Source organism: Rhodanobacter sp. MP1X3, assembly GCF_014207165.1.
Taxonomy (GTDB): Bacteria; Pseudomonadota; Gammaproteobacteria; order Xanthomonadales; family Rhodanobacteraceae; genus Rhodanobacter.
Window position 1 is genome coordinate 496,095 of record NZ_JACHCO010000003.1, and the last position, 21,280, is coordinate 517,374.

The following is a 21,280-nucleotide window of genomic DNA, read 5'->3' on the forward strand; positions in this document are numbered from 1 at the left end:
TGTTCTCCGTAAAGAAAAACACCGGCTTGAGGCCGGTGTTTTTCTTTACGGAACGGCGCTAGATAATCTTGCGCCAGAACTTGGTGAAATAGGCCCGCTGGTCAGATCGCCAGATCCTTTTCCTTCTTGCCGGCCTTCAACGCATCGTTGAACCAATGCGGACGTTTGCCACGGCCGGACCAGGTCTGTGCCGGGTTGGCAGGGTTGCGATATTTCGGCGCCACCGGGCTGCCGGCGCGCTTGGCTTTGCCGCGAGCCTGACCAAAAATGTCTTCGAAGGTATAACCCTCGGCCTTGATCAGCGCGTGGACTTTATCGCGCAGCTTGACGACCTTTTCCTTGCTCAACTCGGTCTGGCGAATCTGCGCCTTGCTGATGAGGTCTTTGAGCTGGGTGTGATTGAGACTTTTGATATCGACGGCCATGATGAATTCCCGGGGTAAGGATGTCTGATTGAGACTGTTTGATTGGTTTTTTGAACGATTCGTTTTAATGTGTTTTTGATTAAAGGGTCTGGCCCTTATGCAGGGAAGGCAGGCCCAATCATCGTGTTTCACCGGTGATTCTGGCTGATTTATCAAAGCATTGTAAAGGTATGGGTATCGGCGTACCTATTTTCGGATAGCTGGTGATTAATTCATGCCGGATCGATAACTGTCGCGACCTATTGAAATGACGTCTGTGCCACCCGAATGACCGAAACGAAAATGGCCGCACAAGGGCGGCCATTTCGATTAAGTCCGGGTGGGTCTGGTTGAGCGTGTTTAATCAGACACCTTTACCGGGTGATTTCCGATTCAGCGAGTTAATCCAGCAGGGCGAGCAGTTCGTCCTGGCTGACGGCGCGGCTTTCGCTGTCCTGCCGGGCGCGATATTCCAGCGTGCCTGCGGCCAATCCGCGCTCGCTTACCACCACTCGGTGCGGAATGCCGATCAACTCCATGTCGGCAAACATGCCTCCGGGGCGCAGGCCGCGGTCGTCCAGCGCGGCCTCGATGCCGCGTTCGTTCAGTGATTGGTATAGCGCCTCGGCAGCCGCGCTGACCTCCGGCAGGTTCTTCGGATTGATCACGCACACCACCACGCGCCATGGGGCCATCGCGTCGGGCCATACGATGCCGGCATTGTCATGGCGTTGCTCGATGGCAGCGGCCACGATGCGGCTGACGCCGATGCCGTAGCAGCCCATGGTCAGCACCTTGCTCTGGCCGTCGTCGTCGACCACGGTCGCCTTCAGGGCCTCGGCGTATTTCTGACCGAGCTGGAACACATGGCCGACCTCGATGCCGCGCGCGATATGCAGGATGCCGTGGCCGTCCGGCGAGACATCGCCTTCGACCACGTTACGCAGATCGGCGATCCGGGTAACCCGCGCATCGCGCAGCCAGTTGGCGCCGGTGAAGTGGCTGCCGTCGGCGTTACCACCGCAAACGAAGTCGGCCAGCACCGCGGCATCGCGATCGACGATGACGGGGACGGTGTCGGGCAGGCCGACTGGGCCGATGAAACCAGGACGCGTGCCAGTGGCGGCGCGGATTTCCTCTTCCGAGGCCAACACGGACTCCTCCGGTAGTTCGGCCAGCTTGCCGGCCTTTACTTCGTTGATCTCGTGGTCGCCGCGCAGGCACAGCGCCACCAGCCCGTCGCGGCCGCGCACCAGCAAGGTCTTGATGCACTGTTGTGGTGAAACCTTGAGGAACGCCGAGACTTCGTCGATGGTTTTCTGGCTGGGTGTATCGACACGCTGCAATTCGGCGACCGGAGCCGGACGCTCGGCCGTGGGCGCCAGCGCCTCGGCTTTCTCCATATTGGCGGCGTAATCCGAACCGTCAGAAAACACGATGGCATCCTCGCCCGAATCGGCCAGCACCTGGAATTCGTGGCTGGCGTTGCCGCCGATCGCCCCGGTATCGGCCAGCACCGCGCGGAAGGTCAGGCCAAGCCGGGTGAAAATGCGCGTGTACGCCTGGTACATCGCTTCATAGGTTGCCGCCAGCGATTCCTGCGTGAGGTGGAACGAATAGGCATCCTTCATCAGAAATTCGCGCGCGCGCATCACGCCGAAGCGCGGGCGGATCTCGTCGCGAAACTTGGTCTGGATCTGGTAGAAGTTGACCGGCAGCTGCTTGTAGCTCTTCAGCTCGTTGCGGGCGAAGTCGGTAATCACTTCCTCATGCGTGGGGCCGTAACAGAACTCCTGTTGCTTGCGGTCCTTGATCTTCAGCAGTTGGCCACCGAATTTCTGCCAGCGGCCGGTTTCGTCCCACAATTCGCGTGGCTGGATCGAGGGCATCAACATTTCGATGGCGCCGGCGCGGTCCATCTCCTCGCGCACCACCTTTTCTACCTTGCGCAGCACGCGCAGGCCCAGCGGCGACCAGGTGTACAGGCCCGAGGCCAGCCGGCGGATCATGCCCGCGCGCAGCATCAGCCGATGACTGGCGATTTCGGCGTCGGCGGGTACTTCCTTGACGGTGGCCAGGTGGAATTGGCTGAGGCGCATGCGGGGTTCCGGCGTGATGAAAGACGCCAATTGTAGCGGGCCGCTGGCGAGGCCGTTCAGGTGAATGGCACCGAGTGCGGCAGAGACCTCCACCGGCGCAGAACAGGGCGCCGGTATGACAAATGGGAAAAGACTTACTTCCCGCAGTACTGCTGGTACTGCGCCTGTGCCGCGCTGGCCTGCTGCTTGCGCGCGCTGTCATCAAGCACGGTCTGTTTGCCGTCCTGCTGCATCACCACCGGAGCACTGCCTTGCAGGGCCGCCAGATTGGTTGTCAGCGAGCTGCACAGCTTGTTGCGGTTCTCCGGGGTGTCGGCCAGCGTTGTGGTGGCAGGTGTCGGCGTGGCATCGGGTTTGCTGGCGGCTGCCGCCGTTACAGGGGGCGGCGTATCCGGATCAATGACGCCGCTGGATTTCATTTCTTTGTACTTGGTTCCCTGGGTCGAGGGTGGTGACTGCGAGTAATGCACCGTGCCGTTGGCATCTTTCCACTTGTAGACCTGTGCACTGATGAGCGGGGCCACCAACAACAGCGCCAGGGCGATGAGTGAACGATGCATGGTTTTCTCCCTAAAAAGTGGTTCGACGACAGAGGTAAATCGACGTGCGATAAATCATCATGAATCCGGCGGATGGCCAGATCAACGGTTCTTAGTTAGCACCCCTACCGTCCGGACTCAAGTGACCGATGGTTTACACTGCGCGCATCCTGCCACGGTCTTGATTCATGAGCGAACCGATGCCTGTCCGTCAACCGCCCCATCGCGGTATCTACCTGCTGCCGAACCTGGTGACCACCGGGGCGATGTTTGCAGGTTTCTACGCGATTATCGTCAGCATCGGCGGACGCTATACCGATGCGGCAGTCGCGGTGTTCATTGCTGCCGTATTGGATGGTCTGGATGGCCGTGTGGCCCGGCTCACCGGCACCCAGAGCGAATTCGGCGTGCAGTACGACTCGCTGTCCGATCTGATCAGCTTCGGGCTGGCGCCGGCGCTCGTGATGTACACATGGTCGCTGTCCACGCTAAAGGACTTTGGCCCGCTGTGGGGCAAGCTGGGCTGGGCCGCCGCCTTTATTTATGCCGCCTGCGCCGCGCTGCGCCTGGCGCGATTCAACACGCAGGTCGGCGTGGCAGACAAACGTTATTTTCAGGGCCTGGCGAGCCCGGCGGCGGCGGCGGTGTGCATGTCGTTCGTGTGGGTGGTGGACAAGACCGGTTTGCCCGGCAGCGAGTTCTGCTTCATCACGCCGGTCATTGCGGTGATCGTGGGCCTGCTGATGGTCAGCCGGTTCCGCTACTTCAGTTTCAAGTCGCTGACGATGGGTGAACGCGGACGCGTGCCGTTCGGCTGGATGGTTTGCGCGGTACTGCTGCTCGGTCTGCTCGTGCTCGATACGGCATGGGTGCTGTTCGTCGGCTTTACGATGTATCTGCTATCCGGGCCGTTGTGGACGATGTGGGGACTAGCCACCCATCGGCGCCGCATTCGCCGGAGCAACGCCTGATGACGATGCCAATGCGCCAGCCGGTTGCCGCCAACCAGCGAGTCCGGGTGCTACGGGCTCTGGGTGTAACGCCCTGGGTGCAACGCGTTGAGCGTAGTGTGCCTGTAACCGATGCGGTCGAGCCTGTGCTTTCCACGCATGACTTGGCGGTCGGCGTTGCCTGCGTGGTGGTGTTGCCCGAAGGCTGCAGCACGCGCGAGCTCGATCTGCTCGGACGCTTGCTCAACGCTTGCGGGACAACCTTGGCCCGAGCTGCACGCGTCAGGGTGGTTGGCGGCCAGCTGACGGCCGACGTGCCGCACGCGCGAGCCTATCTGGTTTTCGGCGAGGCGCAGGCGCATGCGTTGGGGCGGACGTTGCCGGCGGCGGTCATGCATCGCGCGCAGATCGTGCTGGCGGATGAACTGACGCTGGTGCTGACCGCTGCTGATGCCAAGCGACGGCTATGGAGTGCGTTGCGCAATCTGCGCCGCGCATTGGCCGCTCCGGAGAACTGAGCGATGGTCGCGGTCGTCAAGCCCGTCATCCAGGTACGCGCGATGCGCAGCGACGATCTGGCCAGGGTCAGCGAACTGGAAATCGCTTCCTATGATTTTCCCTGGTCGCTTGGCGTATTCGCCGACTGCCTGAAAGCCGGCCACCCTTGCTGGGTGCTGTGTGTGGACGCGTTGGTTGCCGGTTACGGCATCCTGTCGATGGGTGCGGGCGAAGCGCACGTGCTCAATATATGCATCGATCAGGAGTATCGCGGCCAGGGACTTGGCCGGCATCTGCTGCGGCGGCTGCTGGATATCGCGCGCTGGAATGGCGCCGAGCGCATTTTCCTCGAAGTCCGACCGTCCAATCCTCTGGCGAAGACACTCTACGAGTCGATCGGGTTCAGGGAGATCGGCAAGCGGCCGCGTTATTACCCGGCCAAGAATGGGCGGGAAGATGCGATTGTGATGGTGCTGGTGTTGGGCGCAGCGTCGACGTAGCACGCTGCGCTTTTGTCTCCTTTCCCCGTTAGGGAGAGGATTGATATGCGAGGTGGGGCTTTCCTGCTCCTGTGGAGCCTGAGTAACTTTCCCCCTTCTTACCCCAGCTTCTGCGCCTGCTCGCGCAGGGCGTCGATCTGTTGGGTCCAGTCGGTGATGCGTTGGCGTTCCTGTTGCACGACTTCAGCGGGGGCATTGGCGACGAAGTTGGCGTTGTTGAGTTTGCCTTCGCACTTCTTGATTTCCGTTTCGATGCGGGTGATTTCCTTGGCCAGGCGGGCCTTTTCGGCACCGAGGTCGATCAGGCCGGCCAGCGGAATCATCACGCGCAGGGCGCCGACTACGGCGGCAGCCGCAGCAGGTTCATCGGCGCCGCTATCGATCCACTGCGGTGCGTCGACGCGGGCGAGGAAACTGATCTGCGCGGCGAATTTCGTGATGCGCGTACGGTCGTTGGCATCGCCGTCGGCAAGCAGCAGCGGGATCACCTTGCCGGGCGAGATGTTCATCTCCGAGCGGATGCGGCGAATGCCGCTGAGCACGTTCTTGAACCACTCGATTTCGGCAGTAGCCGCATCGTCTGCGGCGTAGTCGTCAGCGCGCGGGTAGGCGCATTCAAGGATGAGCTCCTTGGAAGAGTCCGGTAGGGATGCTGGCGTGTTCTTTGCGCTCAGGGAGGAGCGGGCAGGCAACTCCTGCCAGATCTCCTCGGTGATGAAAGGAATGATCGGATGCAGCGCGCGCAGCACCGATTCCAGCACCACCAGCAAGGTACGACGGGTGGATGCCGCCGCGGCCGCATCGTCACCGCTCAGCGCGGGCTTGGACAGCTCAAGGAACCAGTCGCAGAACTCGTTCCAGACAAATTCGTACAGCGCTTGCGCCAGATGATCGAAGCGATAGCTGCCGAAGTGCTGCTCGACTTCGTTCAACGTCTGTTTGAGACGGGTAAGAATCCAGCGTTCGGCTTCAGTAGCTGGTGCTCCCATGGGCGTGGCTATCTCGCCTTCCGACACGTTCATGAGCACGAAGCGTGCTGCATTCCACAGCTTGTTGCAGAAGGCTTTGTAGCCTTCTGCGCGCTTGATGTCGAAATTGATCGTGCGGCTGTAGCTGGCCAGCGCGGCGAAGGTGAAGCGCAGCGCATCCGTGCCGATCGAGGGAATGCCGTCGGGGTAATCCTTGCGGATGCGTTTTTCGACTTTCTCGCGCACCTGCGGAATCAGCAGCGACTTGGTGGATTTCTCCAGCAGCGGCTGCAGCTCGATGCCATCGATCAGGTCCAACGGGTCCAGCGTATTGCCCTTGGACTTGGACATCTTCTTGCCTTCCGCGTCGCGCACGATGGCGTTGATGTACACCTCGCGGAACGGCACCTGGCCGGTGAAATACTTGGTCGCCATCACCATGCGCGCGACCCAGAAAAAGATGATGTCGAAACCGGTGACCAGCACGGCGCTGGGCAGGAAGATCTTGTCGTGTTCCCAGTTGGCCACGATGTCGCCGCGCTCGTTCTTCACCGGTCCGTTGGCGGGCCAGCCCAGCGTGGAGAACGGCCACAGCGCGGAGGAGAACCAGGTATCCAACACGTCCTCGTCCTGGCGCAACGCACCGACGGGCGGTGTGCTGGCGTTGGCACGCGCATCGGCCTCGTCCTCGCCGACAAAGATGGTGCCCGCTTCGTCGTACCAGGCCGGGATGCGATGTCCCCACCAGAGCTGGCGGCTGATGCACCAGTCCTGGATATTGTCCAGCCATTGCGTATAGGTGCTGGTCCAGTTCTCCGGCACAAACTTGATCTCGCCCGAACGCACGGCATCGAGTGCCGGTTCGGTGATTGCCTTGCGGCCGCCGGGACGTCCATCCGGCAGCGTGTCGGATGTCAGGTCAACAAACCATTGGTCGGTCAGCATCGGCTCGATCACCGCGTCGGAGCGATCGCTCACCGGCACCTGCAGCTTGTGCGGTTCGACCTTGACCAGGAAACCGTCGCGCTCGAGGTCTTTCACCACGGCCTTGCGCGCGTCGTAGCGATCCAGCCCGCGATACGCTTCCGGCGCGTTGTCGCTCATATGCGCATCAAGCGTCATGATGATGATCATTTCGAGGTTATGCCGCTTGGCCACCTCGTAATCGTTGAAGTCGTGTGCGCCGGTGATCTTCACGCAGCCGGTGCCGAACTCGGGCTCGACATAGGTATCGGCAATGATCGGAATGCGGCGATCGCACAGCGGCAGGTCGACGTAGCGACCCACCAGATGTTTGTAGCGCTCATCGTCCGGATGTACGGCCAGCGCGCCATCGGCCAGCATGGTCTCCGGGCGGGTGGTGGCAATGGTCATGCCGTCGAGGCCGTCGATCGGACCATCGCTGAAGGGGTAGCGGATGTACCACATCGAACCATCGCGCTCGACGTTGTTCACCTCCAGATCGGACACCGCCGTGCCCAGCACCGGGTCCCAGTTCACCAGCCGGTTACCGCGATAGATCAGCCCCGCGCGATACCACTCGACGAACACCTTGCGCACGGCAGCCGACAGGCCCTCGTCCATGGTGAAGCGCTCGCGCGACCAGTCGGCTGCCGTGCCGATCCGGCGCATCTGGTTGGTGATGGTGGAGCCGGATTCCTCCTTCCACTTCCACACGCGTTCGACGAAGGCCTCGCGACCCAGGTCGTGGCGTGTCTTGTCTTCGACGGCGAGCTGGTTCTCGACGATCTTCTGCGTGGCGATGCCAGCGTGATCGGTGCCCACCTGCCACAACGTATTCATGCCGCGCATGCGCTGGTAGCGCACCAGCATGTCCATCACTGTCTGCTGGAACGCATGGCCCATGTGCAGCGTGCCGGTGACATTTGGCGGCGGCAGCAGGATGCAATACGGCTCGCCCCGGCTTTTATCGTCATGGCCCGCTGGCTTGAACGCACCGCTGGCTTCCCAGCGCGCGTACCACTTGGACTCGATCTGGGCGGGTTCGAAACTCTTTTCCATGGGGACTCGCAATGGCGCACCGTTTCGGGCGCGCAGATGGGCAACGGCAGAAATCCCATTGTACGGGGCAGGGATAGAGCTGCCAAAGCATTCATAATGGTGATTGCCCTGCGGAGCTGCCTTCAGTGAGCGGCTGTCCGCGAGATCCAGCGTTCACCTAATGGTCCGGCTGTTGCCACGACTATGGGTGGCGAGCTCCGCAGTGACGCGTCTCCCACGTCATCGCCACCGTATATTGTCAGGGCATCTGAAGTGGATGCTGCCTGATTTCGGCGCCGGGATGATAACAAGGCGTCTGCTGCAAGATGTGTGACCAAAAGGTTTGGCCAAAAAAGGTTTTTGCGTGCGATTGATCAAAACGTATGTGCTGGACAAGATGGAAGCGTGTTTTCGGTGGCCGCAGCGGCATATGCCGTGGATTCTGGCCACTTGTTGGATCACCGCAATCTCCGTGATGGGGATTTCCAACGCGTACGCGGAAATACCCAAGCCAAAAGGTTGGACTCTGCAATTCAGTGACGACTTTGTCGGGGCGGCGAATCAGCTCCCATCCAGGGCCAAATGGCGCTTCGATACCGGCCACCAGTATCCGGCAGGCCCTCCCAAATGGGGCACGGGCGAGATACAGGCCTACACCGCTGATCCGGCCAATATTTCCCTGGATGGACACGGCAACCTGCGCATTACGCCACTGCGCGATCATGCCGGCAACTGGACCTCGGCCCGCATCGAAACCAGGAAAGACAACTTCAAGCCGCCAAAGGGTGGTCTGTTGCGCATCGAAGCGCGTATCCAGATGCCAGACGTCAGCGACAAGGCCGCACTGGGTTACTGGCCCGCGTTCTGGGCACTCGGCCATAGCTATCGTCGCAACGGTAAATGGCCGCAGGCTGGTGAATTCGACATCATGGAAAACGTCAATGGCATCGACAGTGTATGGGGTATCCTGCACTGCGGCGTTTACCCCGGAGGTCCTTGCGGCGAACCCGACGGGCTCGGCCGCCGTGCGGCGTGCGCTCCCGCGACGTGCCAGGCCACATTCCATATCTACGCTTTCGAGTGGGACAACAGCGTATCGCCGGTGCAATTACGCTGGTACGTCGATGGCACGCTCTTTGACCATGTATCGCAAAACCAGCTGCCGGCGGCAACATGGAAGGAAATCACCGGGCAGGGCGGCTACTTTCTTCTACTGAATGTGGCCATGGGTGGCGGATTTTCGTACGCGATGGCCGGCGCTATACCAACGCCAAATGAGACGACCGAGCCAGGGCATCCAATGGTGGTGGATTATGTGGCGGTGTGGACGAGGGCGAGTGCGGCTAAGCACTGATGCGCTATCGTGCAGTGCGACTCAACGGTGGGCCCTAGTGCTGTCGCTTCGTGAGCTTGTTGAAGCCAAGAGCTTTCCCCGGAAAATGGCGGGTGTCTGGCGCTTACACCCCGCCATCAATCGTCAAAACCGTCCCCGACGTATACCCGGATAGCGGACTCGCCAGAAACGCCACCGCCGCCGCGATTTCCGCCGGCTTGGCGGGGCGGCCGAACGGCATGGTCTTGAACATTTCGCGCCAGCGTTCGGCGTCGCCCAGTTCACGTTCGGCGTTGGCGCGCTGCATGGTTTCCAGACGTTTGGTTTCGACCGGGCCGGGGTTGATGGCGACCACGCGAATGCCATCGACATGGCTGCCACGCGCCAGCGCCTTGGTGAAAGCCATGAGTGCGGCATTACCCGTGGCGCCAGCGAGATAGCCCGGTGGAAGCCACTGACCGGCAGCGCCGATCACGTTGACGATGACGCCGTGTTTGCGTTTGGCCATCATCGGATAGACGGCCCGGCTGAGCGAGATATAGCCGAATACCTTGAGGTCCCAGGCTTTGCGCCATGCGGCGTCGTCGATCGAAGTCAGCGTGCCGGGCGGAATCGCGCCGGCGTTGTTCACCAAGATATCGACGTTGCCTGCCCAGTCGGCGACAGCGCGAACGGTAGTGTCGGTCGACAGGTCGGCCGCCATGGTTTCCACGTTCACCGGAAATCGAGCTCGTAAAGCCGTGGCAACCTCTTCTAGTGCAGCGGCATCGCGGGCGACCAGTCGAAGGTCGCAGCTTTCGGCCGCCAACAGCTCGGCGATGGCCTGCCCGATGCCTTTGGATCCACCGGTGATCAGTACGCGTTTGCCGGAAAGTTGCAGGTCCATGTTGTTGCCCTGATAGTCGCTCGGAGGGTTAGAGGTATATCAGGACAGCCGTCATCGCCTGGTAAAACAGCGGGGTCGCGATCAAACACTGGCTTATACCAGGAGCGTCCAGCGGAAGATTCTCAGCCGCGCAGCGTGCGCCCGTAAGCGTGGACTTCATCCACCAGTACCTTCACGTGCTCGGGATCGACTTCCGGCGTGATGCCGTGTCCCAGGTTGAACACGTGGCCCGGATGATTGCCGTAACTATCCAGCACGGCGCGCGCCTCATGGCGGATAACCTCCGGGCTGGCGCGCAAGATGGCGGGGTCGAGGTTGCCCTGCAGTGCCACGCGGCCACCGACGGCTGCGCGGGCATCGGCGAGGTCGATGGTCCAATCAACGCCGAGTGCAGTGCAGCCGGTATCAGCGAGTGCGCCGAGGTGCTGGCCAGCGCCTTTGGAGAACAGCACGATCGGCAGATCGCGGCTGTGCGGGCTGGCTTTCAGTGCATCGACGACATGAGCCATATAGCGCAGCGAGAATTCGCGGAACGGGGCGGGGCCGAGCAGGCCACCCCAGGTATCGAACACCATCAGCGTCTGTGCGCCGGCGGCGGCCTGGGCGATGAAGTACGCAGCGACGGCTTGCGCGAGAGTATCGAGCAGCCGGTGCGCGAGCTTGGGCTCGTTCCAGCACATCGCCTTGAGGGTGGCGAAATCCTTCGAGCCCGAGCCTTCGACCATGTAGCAGGCCAGTGTCCATGGGCTGCCGGAGAAGCCGATCAGCGGCACACGACCGTCGAGCTCCTTGCGGATCAGCCGCACGGCATCCATCACGTAACGCAGCTCGGTGTCCATGTCGGGCACGGCGAGCTTTTCGACGTCGGCGTGCGTGCGCACGGGGTGCGCAAAGCGCGGGCCTTCACCCTGCGCAAAGCTCAGGCCCAGTCCCATCGCATCGGGGATGGTGAGGATGTCGGAAAACAGGATCGCTGCGTCGAGTTCGAAGCGTTCGAGTGGCTGCAGAGTGACTTCGCAGGCCAGCTCGGGGTTCTGTGCCAGCGCCATGAAGCTGCCGGCGCGGCCGCGGGTAGCGCGATATTCCGGCAGGTAGCGGCCAGCCTGCCGCATCACCCAGATCGGCGTGGTATCGGTAGGTTCACGACGCAGTGCGCGCAGGAATCGGTCGTTCTTCAGTTCGGTCATGTCAGCGTCCGTACGGGCCTTCCAGGCCTTGCGCAAACATCACGCGAAACCCCCGCTTTAGCTGCGCGTCGCGGGCTTTCTCGAACGCAGCAATGGCCTCGTCACGCTCCAGATACTGCTCGCGCTTGAGCGAGGCGCGACCGCCCTGATTGCCGGATTCGCGGTACAACGTCCAGCCGCCGAGCAGATCCTGCTCCAGCGTGATCTGGACGTAGCGCGGTGCGTCGGAATTGCCGGGCACGGTTTGCAGATAGAGGCGCATGGTTTCCCGATGTGCAGTACGGCGAGACAGACCGTAAAGCTTGGCATTCTAGAAGGCTGGCGGCTCGGTAGCGAGCTTAGTCTGCGCAGCGCGTATTTGCGCTAATGCTTAATGCTTGTATGGATAACGTTGCGATTTGACGAGTTGAAGGCGGCCATGACTGAAAACGTAGTAATAAAGGCCATTGTCGTCATGTTCGTTACGGCTTCCCTGAATAACGAGAAGTTCGCTATTGCTACGAAAATCAAAAGCATAAAATTCTTTGCCGATGCCTTGATCGGCCTGGTCCGTATAACTCACAGTGAAGGGCAGCCAGTAAACGCTGCCGTCCTTCGCATTCAAGATGAAAACCATCGAACAGCTGCTTCCACAGCCGACAGCTGAAAGAACGTAATGCCCTGCAAAGTTGACCTTGCCGATATGTGCAGCGTTACGGATCGTTGATTGGTATTCGTGATCTTTTGGGGTCTTCAGAAGCGGCTCTGAAACATTTGCAGTAGGCTTCTCGACTACGGGATAGTCCGAAAACTTTGGCGTCGCAAAAGTCGCTGCGCTAACCGGTTCCTCGATGCTTAAAACCACAAGCATGGCAAATACTATTTTTGCGGTCATGGGGTGTATTTCTTTAGATGGCTGCAGTCAACGTCGCAAGCACATCCGCCTCGCTAACATCCGAAACAATCTCCGCTCTTCCCATTCCGCGCCACAGAATCAGCCGCAGCGAACCGGCAGTGTTTTTCTTGTCCAGCCGCATCAGCGCCAGCAACTGCTGCGGATCCATGCCGGGTGGAATGGCCGTGGGCAGGCCGATGGCGTGCAGCAGGCTGTGCAGGCGCGTGGTGTCGGCTGGATCGCTCATGCCCAGGCGTTCGGATAGCTGTGCGGCCAACAGCATGCCTACGGCGACGCCTTCGCCGTGCAGCAGGGTGGTGTAATGGCCGGCGGTTTCCAGTGCGTGGCCGAAGGTGTGACCGAGGTTGAGCAGGGCGCGCTCACCCTGTTCGGTCTCGTCGCGCGCCACCACGCCGGCCTTGTAGCGCACTTTGCGCGCGATGGCCTCCAGCAAGGTGTTGCTGTCGCGGGCAGCGAGCAGATTGGCGTTGTGTTCCAGCCAGTGGAAGAACGGTTCGTCGCCGATCGCCGCGCCTTTCACCACTTCGGCGAGGCCTGCGCGGTATTCGCGATCGGGCAGGGTGATCAGCGTGTCGATATCGGCGAATACCGCGCGCGGCTGATGAAATGCGCCGACCAGATTCTTGCCGGCCGGCAGGTTGACGCCGGTCTTGCCGCCAACCGAGGAATCAACCATGGCCAGCAGCGTCGTCGGCATCTGGATGAAGTCGATGCCGCGCATCCAGCAGGCGGCGGTGAAGCCGGCCATGTCGCCGATCACGCCGCCACCCAGCGCGATGATGCTGGCGTCGCGAGTGGCGCCGAGTTTGGCCAGCGCGTCCAGCGCGAGGCCGACATTGGCGAAGGTCTTGTGTGCCTCGCCGTCCTCCAGCAATAGGGACGACCACGACAGGCCTTCCAGCCCTTTCGCCACGTGATCGAGGTACAGCGGCGCCACCGTGGTGTTGCTGATCACCAGAGCGTGTCGGCCGCGCAGCGCGGCGCGCCAGCGTGCGTGATCGGCCAGCAGGCCGGCGCCGATTTCAACCGGATAGCTGCGTTCGCCGAGTGCGACGGTGATGGTCTGGATGTCGGGGAGATTCATGCGGTCTGCTGGGATGAGGCAAGGGGATGACGCTGCCAATAATGATCGATCAACGCGATGCAGCGTTCGGTCGCGGTGGCCACGCTGCCGTGTTCGCCTGGTACCGCGAGATCGGCGACGTCGCGGTACAGCGGTTCGCGGATCAGCGCCATCGATTGCAGCCGTTCGTGACGATCGGAGACTTCCAGCAGTGGGCGATGGTGGTCGCGTTCCAGGCGCTCCAACTGCTGCGCGATGCTGGCCTGCAACCACACCACGTAACCGCGATCGAGCAGGTAGGCGCGATTGTATGCGGCCAGCACGGCGCCAGCGCCAGTGGCCATCAATACACCGTTGCGCTGGCTGCATTCGTCGATGGCCGCGGTTTCGCGCTGGCGAAAGCCCGCCTCGCCCTCGATCTCGAACACGGTGCTCACGTCCACACCGCACTGGTGTTCGATCTCCTGATCGATATCGACGAACGGCAGGCCATAATGCACGGCGAGGCGACGCCCGATGGACGTTTTGCCGGCGCCGGTCGGGCCGACGATGAACAGGTTGCGTGACGGGTTCATGCGCAAATGCTAACAGGGCGCGTACCCGTTGCTGTAGCGAGGCTGTGGCGACTGAGGATGATGCATTGAGCGAACGCGTATTGCTGGCGGGCTGTGGCGACGTTGGTCTGCGTGTCGCGCATCGGCTGCTAGCGCGTGGCGACGAGGTATGGGCGCTACGTCGCCAACCGCCGGTGGATGACGACAGCGGCGTCCATTGGCTGTGCGGTGATCTCACCCATGCCGACAGCCTGCACGTCTTGCCTGCAGGTATCACGCAATTGGTCTATCTGCCGACGCCGGATCGGCGGGATGAAGCGGCCTATCGCGCCACCTTTATCGATGGGCTGCGATATGTGCTGGATGCGCTGAGCGGTGCTGCATTGCAACGTGTGCTGTTTGTCTCCTCCAGCGCGGTCTACGGCGAGCATGGCGGTGACTGGGTGGATGAATCGACGCCTGCGGCACCTTGCGGTTTCAACGGCAAAGTCTTGCTGGATGCGGAGCAGTGGCTGGCGAGCCAATCCGTTACTTCAATCACGTTGCGTCTTGCCGGGCTGTATGGTCCTGGCCAATTGCAGTTGCTCGATCGTCTGCGCACAGAGCAGGTTCGCGTACCGCGCAGGACGAAACATTGGGCCAACCGTATCCATACCGACGATGCGGCATCGGCGATCGTGCATTTGCTGCAACTCGCCGATCCGCTACCGCTATACCTCGGTACCGACGACACGCCGCTGCCACTGGATGTGTTGTACGACGCACTGGCGCAACTGATCGGCGTTGATCCGCCGCAGGACGGACCGACGCCCGCCGCGATCGGCAGCAAGCGACTCAGCAATGCGCGCCTGCGCGGCAGCGGTTTTGCACCGCGCTGGCCGGATTCGCGCGAGGGCTACGCGGCTGTGCTCGATAGCTCATTCACTTGACCACAGAGAACACTCATGGCGAACAGCATCATCTGGCCAGCACCAGCAACGAGATCCGCGGCAGTTGTATCGTTCGATCGTTGTCGACCAGCTCAACCGTGGCTGAGTCCGGTCACATGCCGATCGTCGTCGTACTCGACGCAGCTGTCGGCGATTGCCGGCAAGGTCGCGAGAGCATGTCGGCTGAGGCGTTCGTAGTGGGCCAGGAAGCGGACCATCGCCTCGGCATCCATCGCCAGCGGCGCATGGCGCGCCAGCAGATCTTCTTCCTGTTCACTGCGCCAGCGACTCACGATATCCCAGCTCGGCGCCTGCAGCACGATCAGTGCATCGAACTTGCGCCATAGCGGCTGATAACCGCGCAGCTGCTTGTTGACCCAGTGGCGCCAGCTGCCGTCGGGATCTTCCTTGCGCTCAAGCTCGTTGACCGGGTCGGCAAGGGCGGCTTCGGTTTCCGGACGAATGCCCAATGCCCACCCTTCCACGATGACGAGCTTCGGCGGTCGGATCGAACGTGGCCAGCGCGAGGGGGGAATGCGCGTGTCGCGGCCCTTGTCGAAACGCGGGTGCGCCACCGGCAGCTTGTCCGATGCCTTGGGCAGCGCGGCCAGCACAGACAGCATCAGCTCGATCTCATGCGTGCCTGGCACGCCGCGGGTGCGCAGCAGCGGGTGAATCTGGTGAGCCAGTGCCTCGCGGTCGCTGCGCGAGTAATAGAAATCATCCAGTGACAGCACGTCGGTATGCCAGCCACGCGCTTCGGCCTGCGCCTTCATCACCCGCGCGAGCGTGCTTTTGCCGCTACCCTGCAGGCCGGACAGGCCCAGAATATAAGGTCGACGCGAGCGGGCGATGCGGCCGGCATACTGATCCAGCAGGTGGCCGGCAAGAGCCTCGTTCTGCGCACTGGCCTGGGCCGTCATGGCGAACGGCCCGGGTAGCGGCCAAGAACTGGCATGCGATAACCGCGATGCAAAGCCGTGTCGCAGCAATGCGCCATCACGCCACATGCATGGGCGTTACGGGATAGATGCGGCATTGCACTATCATCGGTCGTGTTCATCCGCGCCATGATGGCGCGTGTTGGCCTCGATGCAAAAGGAAAGTTTTTACCGCCATGCTCAACCCCGAAATTCTTAATACTTTTGTACAGCTGCTGGACGAAGCCAGGGCCAGCGGTGAACTCGAGCCGACGGCGATGAACCTGGCCACCGTGGACGGTTCTGGCCGGGTGGCCTCGCGTATCGTGCTGCTCAAGGGCGTCGATGAGCGCGGTTTCCGCTTCCACAGCAATTACCAGAGCGACAAGGGCAGCCAGCTCGACGTGCATCCCCAGGTCGCGCTGTGCTTCCACTGGAAGCAGCTGCGCCACGGCGTGCAGGTGCGTGTGGAAGGCGCCGCGCGCAAGCTGCAGGCTGCCGAATCCGACGCGTATTTCGCCGGCCGGCCACGCGGTAGCCAGATCGGCGCGTGGGCCTCGCAGCAATCGCAGACATTGCCTGACCGTGAAACCTTCGAGCAACGCGTGGCGAAGTACGAGCAGGAATTCGAAGGCCGCGATGTCACACGCCCGCCGCATTGGGGCGGCTTTCTGGTCGAGCCTGACACGGTCGAGTTCTGGTACGGCGCCGAGTTCCGCCTGCACGAACGCGTGCGCTGGAACCGCCACGGCCAGACCTGGACCAGCCGGTTGCTTTATCCATGAATCGCGCGATGTCCGCCGAGCAGGTCGCACAGGACAGCTTCGCGGTGCACACGCATGGTCGCGGCTTCAGCGACATCACGGCACGGGTGGACAATCTCGTATCAGCCAGCCATGTGCAGACGGGCATCGCGAATATCTTTACCGCGCACACCAGTTGTTCGCTGCTGATCAGTGAAAACGCCGATCCCGCCGTTCGCCGCGACCTGGAGCGGTGGTTCGCTCGCGCTGTACCCGATGGCGATGCGATCTTTGAGCACGACGCAGAGGGTCCGGACGATATGCCGTCGCATATCCGTGCCACGCTGACCGGCGTCACGCTTACGGTGCCGGTGCATGGCGGCAAGTTGCAGCTCGGCACATGGCAGGGCATTTTTCTGTGGGAACACCGCACCGATCCGCACCAGCGCAAGGTCATGGTGACGGTGCTGGGTCAATGAGCGTTGGACGCGTCGCGCGTGACTGATCGCAAGCCGTTGGATCATTATCCGCAACGCGTCGTCTGCCTCACCGAGGAGCCGACCGAAGTGCTGTACGCGCTCGGTGAGGAACACCGCATTGTCGGCATCTCCGGCTTCACCGTGAGGCCATCGCGGGCGCGCAAGGAAAAGCCGAAAGTCTCCGCCTTCACCAGCGCCAAGATCGGCGAAATCATGAAGCTCGAACCCGATCTGGCCATCGGTTTCTCCGATATCCAGGCCGATATCGCGCGTGAGCTGATCAAGTGCGGCGTCGAGGTTTGGATCAGCAATCATCGCAGCGTCGATGGCATCCTCGCCTATATCCGTCGGCTCGGCGCGATGGTTGGTGCAAGCGAAAAAGCGGAGGTTTACGCGCAACGCGCCGAGCAGTACATCGCTGATATCCGTGCGGCGGTTGCGAAGCTGCCACGCCGGCCGAAAGTCTATTTCGAGGAATGGGACGAGCCGATCATCACCGGTATCCGCTGGGTTGCCGAGATCATCGGCATCGCCGGCGGCGACGACTGCTTCCCCGAACTCGCGCGCGAGCCGCTGGCCAAGCAGCGCATTCTGGCCAATGGTGACGAAGTAATCCGGCGCGCGCCGGACATCATCCTCGGCTCATGGTGCGGCAAACGGTTCCGACCTGAAAAAGTCGCGGCGCGACCGGGTTGGGAAACCATTCCTGCGGTGATCCACGGGGATCTCTACGAAATCAAATCACCGATCATTTTGCAGCCGGGGCCGGCAGCATTGTTTGATGGGTTGGATGCGATTCATCGGATTGTGAGGGAGTGGGCGCTGCGCTGAATCGGCTCTTTGTGATTGTCGGGGAAGGTAGGGTTGCCTGTCATTGCCGGTGGGATGCTGATCATTGGCGGCGATAGTTGTGGCGACTTACGCAATCGTGTTCGCCTGCCGCGGGCTTTCGTCCGCCATCGGCGGCCGAGTCACTTTTCTCTTGCGTGCCCGAAAGCAAGTCTATGTATACAAAGTTTTGGTAAATAGCGCCGCCGGAAAGCGTCTTTCCGGATGTTTTAGTTAGAACCCAAGAGACATAACAGCTGATCAGCGCGGGCCTTGGATCGCTGGCGATCATGTCGAGCAAGTGATATGTCGCCTCCGGTTGGCTCGAAAAAGGATTGCATATAGTTACGCCCAACAAGCAGGCGGGTAGCGGCCGACTTCATCCCTTGAGACAGGGAAGCGCCGGTGTGGCGCTAGCTGATCGGCTAAATATTTGCTTTTTACTTTAGATAGAGATGGGCGGAATAGCCCTGTCGCAAGTACCTCTACCGTGTCATCGTCGGACTGCTCTGTTGCGGATTCACTGGTGCTGCTTGCTGTTGTGACTGAACCTGCTGCTGCGTCTGAGCGTGCTGCGGCAAAGCCTGATTGACCTGCGTCATCTGCTGTGTGCTCTGCTCAATGGGTATATGGACCGCTTGGGCTGTCTCGACACCAGCAACGTTCTTGAATGCGCCAGGGATGACGTTCTGAGCAGCAAACGCCTTTGAACCATCATCGCTCAGCGCAACTGTGTCGATCCGCTTCAAGCCCTGCGCCTTGGCCTCGACCGTCAAGGCGCCGGCCAGATTCTCACTGTGATGGTCCGACGCGCGGCCGTGCTGGGCATCGATCTTCTTTACACCGTCATGCACCTGCTGAAACAGCTTATTGTCGGGATGCGATGGATGGTTCAGCTGGATCGGATGCGCCTTGGCGAAATTCGTAACGTCCTCCATCCCGCGGGAAGTTGCATCGTAGGCTTGGTGTCCGGCATGCGCGGTCGCCTCAATACCGCGCGACGTGGCATCGACGGTGGCGTTATAGCCCTTGACCGCTTCATGCCCTACGTACTGCGCCCCGTGCTCGGTCGCGTGCGCTGCTTGGATCGTCTTCTCTTTAGCGTAGTCGTAACCTTGGTGCACCTCATGGCCAACGTACTGCGCCCCGTGCTCGGTCGCGTGAGCTGCTTGAATCGCCTTTTCTTTAGCGTAGTCGTAACCCTGGTGCGCCTCGTGGCCAACGTATTGCGCGGCTTGCTCAGTCGCGTGAACGCCTTGGATCGCCTTCTCGTCGACAAAGTGCCCCGTCGCCATACCGACCTCAACAACTGCTTTCCTCTCCTCCCAAGGCAAAGAAACTACGGAACGTGTGACGAGGACATCTTGACGGTAATGGTCAATCATCCCTTTATGGGATTCGTATAGCGCCTCGTTTTCCTTGGAAATAATCGAGTGACCGAGACGGGGATTATTGGGGAGAAAATTGGTCGCGCTATGCGCGTCAAAGTCCGTTCCTTTAATCGGGTTGCCGAGGTTAAGCGGCCCAGCGTTGTCCCGATAGCCAGCCTTTTGAAGCCTGTCGATATCCTGCTGCGAAGCGTAAATATGGGTCTCACCAAAGTGCTTGCTCGCTGCGCTGACCACGTCGGTAGCACGCACGTAGTTGATGACCTGGTTCCCGCCCTCGGGAATGCCTTGAAAAAGCCCAGCAGCCCCATACGCATTGTAGGTTTCTCCATGCAGGCCGCATCTATAGGCCGTTATTTCGGCCAGTGTGCCACCCAGGGAATGGCCGGTGACGGTGGCATGGAAGGACAAATAGTTTTGTTCGTCAAAGCGCTTTCCTTCCTCTAAAGCCTTTTTTGTGAAAGCCATCGCGTCGGGTGTCTGCGCATTAACTCCGGCAGTGACCATTCCTGCATCGGTCGCAATGTCTTGGTACTTCATCCTAGGTGCATCGGTTCCGCAATGGGCAATAACAATATCCCCCGTGTCCACGCGCACGTAGGCAGTTCCCTGATACCCGTTCAACTTATTGTGAACTTCATCTAAAACTTTGTAGTGAACGTTGCCCAAAATCACCTCTTGGCCAATTCGGTGGGTGTTGTATGCATCGTCCGCGAGCATCGCATGATCTTCGGTACCGATAGTCATGGCGCGACTCCCTTGGCAGACAGCGTGATGACGAAGAAATCGCTCCTGTGCTTCTTAACCGTATCCGACAAATTTTGTCCGCCATCGCCGTAGCTTAGGTCGCTGCCGTTTGAGAGGGTTTTAATCGGGAAATAAAGGTCCACCGACTTTTGACCCTGCACATCACTCAGACCTATACCCGGACCGAAGTCCACGCCATTGCCATTGATCTTAAACACGGTCATTGCGGACGACATGACCCAATGACAGACGCCCAAGCCGTAATAGTCTTCATCGAGAAAATAATCAGTGACCACTGTTCCCTTGTATGTGTGGTCATCTACTTTTTTAATCTCGAATGGTATGAACTGTGCCAAGTTGCTGTGATGCCCGCTGATCGAATCGGCGGCCACACAGGTATCGCTGCTTTTCACCTCGTACTGCATCGATCCCTTCACCGTATCAAAATCCTTTGGTGCCCCATGAACCGTGATGGTGATTTCGTAGCGCATCTTCGGGTTTGGGTTTTGCTTGATGTCGGGAGTTTTCATTGTTGATGCGCCACATCCGGAAGTGATCAGGGTCAGAGAAAAGAGCAGCACTGCAGTCAAGCGGTTAAGCATGGAATTTCTGCCTCCATAGAAGGTGTTCGGTCGCCATCGTCCCGAGCGGGATGATTTGGTCGTCGACGGAGAGAACAATCAGAGCTTGACTGTGTGATACACGCATTTCGGCATAGCTGGGGAGACCACAGCTATGCGACGTGTTGCCCGGTTCAGCCATGCTTTGGCTATGCATAAATCGGCGCTCCATGCTTTATACAACTTGCAGTCTAACGCTAATCACTTTATACATTTTGGGTCTAACGCTAATCGTTCCAACGTGTGGACTTCGAGCCATCATGTCAGAAAAGTCCTACACAAATTGTGGATACACTTCGATCTTAGTGACGTCCTTTTCCTAGATACGTTCCAGTACCTAGCGACACGTTGGCGACCCTTTCACTTCCGGTGAAGCGGAGAAGATCACGCACTTCCTGCTGGTCCCGTATTTCCGGGCCTACACACGCCTTTCACTGCTTACCGCAAGGAGCTCATGGGTACACACCATCTGATTAGGATGACTTGGAACCAAAGGGGCATGAGGACGAGCGACAAGTTGGCAATTCGCGAGGTGTATTACTCAGCCAGAACCACGTCCAATCGCTTCGCGGGAGTGCCACATTAGATCTTGCTCTATGCGTTCTGTAATTTACCCTTGTCCATCTGCAGCTTTCAATCGAAGCGCTTCGGCGCGATCCCCAGCCCGTCAATGACAGGAGCACATTTACAGCCAAGCGAGTGCGGTGCTGGGGAGGAGCATGTCACAGAGCGCACGGGGCGGCACCTAT

22 protein-coding genes are annotated in these 21,280 nt (G+C 60.4%); 8 read left to right on the plus strand and 14 right to left on the minus strand.

Annotation, left to right across the window (positions count from 1 at the left end; translation table 11 throughout):
- Window positions 1-101 precede the first annotated feature (101 nt).
- The 3 genes from HDE79_RS11330 to HDE79_RS11340 form a co-directional block, all read right to left on the minus strand.
- The gene (locus HDE79_RS11330) at window positions 102-425 is read right to left on the minus strand and encodes an H-NS histone family protein (protein ID WP_184602063.1); all 324 of its coding nucleotides are present in this window, start codon (window positions 423-425) and stop codon (window positions 102-104) included.
- 380 nt (window positions 426-805) lie between these two features.
- Window positions 806-2,503, minus strand: coding sequence for a proline--tRNA ligase (locus HDE79_RS11335; RefSeq protein ID WP_184602064.1), 1,698 nt, complete (start codon window positions 2,501-2,503; stop codon window positions 806-808).
- A gap of 134 nt (window positions 2,504-2,637) precedes the next feature.
- On the minus strand, window positions 2,638-3,063 hold the full coding sequence (locus tag HDE79_RS11340; RefSeq protein ID WP_184602065.1) for a DUF4124 domain-containing protein: 426 nt from the start codon (window positions 3,061-3,063) through the stop codon (window positions 2,638-2,640).
- Between the two features lie 167 nt (window positions 3,064-3,230).
- Between HDE79_RS11340 and pssA the strand changes: the two genes are divergently transcribed.
- From pssA to rimI, 3 genes are read left to right on the plus strand one after another with little or no spacing between them, the layout of a single operon-like run.
- Window positions 3,231-4,013 (plus strand): CDP-diacylglycerol--serine O-phosphatidyltransferase, encoded by a 783-nt coding sequence (gene pssA / locus HDE79_RS11345; protein WP_184602066.1) that lies wholly within the window; start codon window positions 3,231-3,233, stop codon window positions 4,011-4,013.
- Window positions 4,013-4,510, plus strand: coding sequence for a hypothetical protein (locus HDE79_RS11350; protein ID WP_184602067.1), 498 nt, complete (start codon window positions 4,013-4,015; stop codon window positions 4,508-4,510). Before pssA ends, HDE79_RS11350 begins: the two co-directional genes overlap by 1 nt.
- Window positions 4,511-4,513: 3 nt before the next feature.
- Window positions 4,514-4,990 carry a ribosomal protein S18-alanine N-acetyltransferase gene (gene rimI, locus HDE79_RS11355; protein ID WP_184602068.1) on the plus strand — a complete coding sequence of 159 codons (477 nt, stop codon included), beginning with the start codon at window positions 4,514-4,516 and terminating at the stop codon, window positions 4,988-4,990.
- A gap of 98 nt (window positions 4,991-5,088) precedes the next feature.
- On the opposite strand, the gene HDE79_RS11360 is transcribed toward rimI, so the two are convergent.
- Window positions 5,089-7,980, minus strand: coding sequence for a valine--tRNA ligase (locus tag HDE79_RS11360; RefSeq protein WP_184602069.1), 2,892 nt, complete (start codon window positions 7,978-7,980; stop codon window positions 5,089-5,091).
- Between the two features lie 343 nt (window positions 7,981-8,323).
- On the opposite strand from HDE79_RS11360, the gene HDE79_RS11365 reads away from it, so the two are divergent.
- Entirely contained in the window at window positions 8,324-9,313 is a 990-nt protein-coding gene (locus tag HDE79_RS11365; RefSeq protein WP_343205951.1) for a glycoside hydrolase family 16 protein, read from the plus strand.
- Window positions 9,314-9,416: 103 nt separating this feature from the next.
- Here the strand turns inward: HDE79_RS11365 and HDE79_RS11370 are convergent, their stop codons facing one another.
- The 6 genes from HDE79_RS11370 to HDE79_RS11395 all read right to left on the minus strand — a co-directional run bounded on the left by HDE79_RS11370 (window position 9,417) and on the right by HDE79_RS11395 (window position 13,898).
- Window positions 9,417-10,178, minus strand: coding sequence for a short-chain dehydrogenase/reductase (locus HDE79_RS11370; RefSeq protein WP_184602070.1), 762 nt, complete (start codon window positions 10,176-10,178; stop codon window positions 9,417-9,419).
- A 122-nt stretch (window positions 10,179-10,300) separates the two neighbouring features.
- Window positions 10,301-11,365 carry a uroporphyrinogen decarboxylase gene (gene hemE / locus HDE79_RS11375; protein WP_184602071.1) on the minus strand — a complete coding sequence of 355 codons (1,065 nt, stop codon included), beginning with the start codon at window positions 11,363-11,365 and terminating at the stop codon, window positions 10,301-10,303.
- Between the two features lies 1 nt (window position 11,366).
- Entirely contained in the window at window positions 11,367-11,627 is a 261-nt protein-coding gene (locus HDE79_RS11380; protein ID WP_184602072.1) for a WGR domain-containing protein, read from the minus strand.
- A 108-nt stretch (window positions 11,628-11,735) separates the two neighbouring features.
- Window positions 11,736-12,239 (minus strand): hypothetical protein, encoded by a 504-nt coding sequence (locus HDE79_RS11385; protein WP_184602073.1) that lies wholly within the window; start codon window positions 12,237-12,239, stop codon window positions 11,736-11,738.
- A 13-nt stretch (window positions 12,240-12,252) separates the two neighbouring features.
- A complete protein-coding gene (gene aroB, locus HDE79_RS11390) occupies window positions 12,253-13,344 on the minus strand; it encodes a 3-dehydroquinate synthase (protein WP_184602074.1) in 1,092 nt (363 codons plus the stop codon).
- Window positions 13,341-13,898 carry a shikimate kinase gene (locus HDE79_RS11395; protein WP_184602075.1) on the minus strand — a complete coding sequence of 186 codons (558 nt, stop codon included), beginning with the start codon at window positions 13,896-13,898 and terminating at the stop codon, window positions 13,341-13,343. The genes aroB and HDE79_RS11395 overlap by 4 nt, the downstream gene beginning before the upstream one ends.
- Before the next feature lie 65 nt (window positions 13,899-13,963).
- Between HDE79_RS11395 and HDE79_RS11400 the strand changes: the two genes are divergently transcribed.
- Window positions 13,964-14,806: an SDR family oxidoreductase gene (locus tag HDE79_RS11400; RefSeq protein WP_184602076.1), complete on the plus strand. Its 843-nt coding sequence runs from the start codon at window positions 13,964-13,966 to the stop codon at window positions 14,804-14,806.
- Window positions 14,807-14,898: 92 nt separating this feature from the next.
- On the opposite strand, the gene HDE79_RS11405 is transcribed toward HDE79_RS11400, so the two are convergent.
- A complete protein-coding gene (locus tag HDE79_RS11405; RefSeq protein WP_184602077.1) occupies window positions 14,899-15,729 on the minus strand; it encodes a kinase in 831 nt (276 codons plus the stop codon).
- A 194-nt stretch (window positions 15,730-15,923) separates the two neighbouring features.
- Here HDE79_RS11405 and pdxH point away from each other — a divergent pair, with 194 nt between their 5' ends.
- From pdxH to HDE79_RS11420, 3 genes are read left to right on the plus strand one after another with little or no spacing between them, the layout of a single operon-like run.
- Entirely contained in the window at window positions 15,924-16,511 is a 588-nt protein-coding gene (pdxH, locus tag HDE79_RS11410) for a pyridoxamine 5'-phosphate oxidase (RefSeq protein WP_184602078.1), read from the plus strand.
- Entirely contained in the window at window positions 16,508-16,948 is a 441-nt protein-coding gene (locus HDE79_RS11415) for a secondary thiamine-phosphate synthase enzyme YjbQ (protein WP_184602079.1), read from the plus strand. The genes pdxH and HDE79_RS11415 overlap by 4 nt, the downstream gene beginning before the upstream one ends.
- Before the next feature lie 18 nt (window positions 16,949-16,966).
- On the plus strand, window positions 16,967-17,779 hold the full coding sequence (locus tag HDE79_RS11420; RefSeq protein WP_184602080.1) for a cobalamin-binding protein: 813 nt from the start codon (window positions 16,967-16,969) through the stop codon (window positions 17,777-17,779).
- 61 nt (window positions 17,780-17,840) lie between these two features.
- On the opposite strand, the gene HDE79_RS11425 is transcribed toward HDE79_RS11420, so the two are convergent.
- The 3 genes from HDE79_RS11425 to HDE79_RS11435 all read right to left on the minus strand — a co-directional run bounded on the left by HDE79_RS11425 (window position 17,841) and on the right by HDE79_RS11435 (window position 20,513).
- A complete protein-coding gene (locus tag HDE79_RS11425; RefSeq protein WP_184602081.1) occupies window positions 17,841-18,077 on the minus strand; it encodes a hypothetical protein in 237 nt (78 codons plus the stop codon).
- A 184-nt stretch (window positions 18,078-18,261) separates the two neighbouring features.
- Window positions 18,262-19,911 carry an XVIPCD domain-containing protein gene (locus HDE79_RS11430; RefSeq protein ID WP_184602082.1) on the minus strand — a complete coding sequence of 550 codons (1,650 nt, stop codon included), beginning with the start codon at window positions 19,909-19,911 and terminating at the stop codon, window positions 18,262-18,264.
- Complete coding sequence (locus tag HDE79_RS11435; RefSeq protein WP_184602083.1) at window positions 19,908-20,513, minus strand: hypothetical protein; 606 nt, start codon at window positions 20,511-20,513, stop codon at window positions 19,908-19,910. Before HDE79_RS11435 ends, HDE79_RS11430 begins: the two co-directional genes overlap by 4 nt.
- Window positions 20,514-21,280 lie beyond the last annotated feature (767 nt).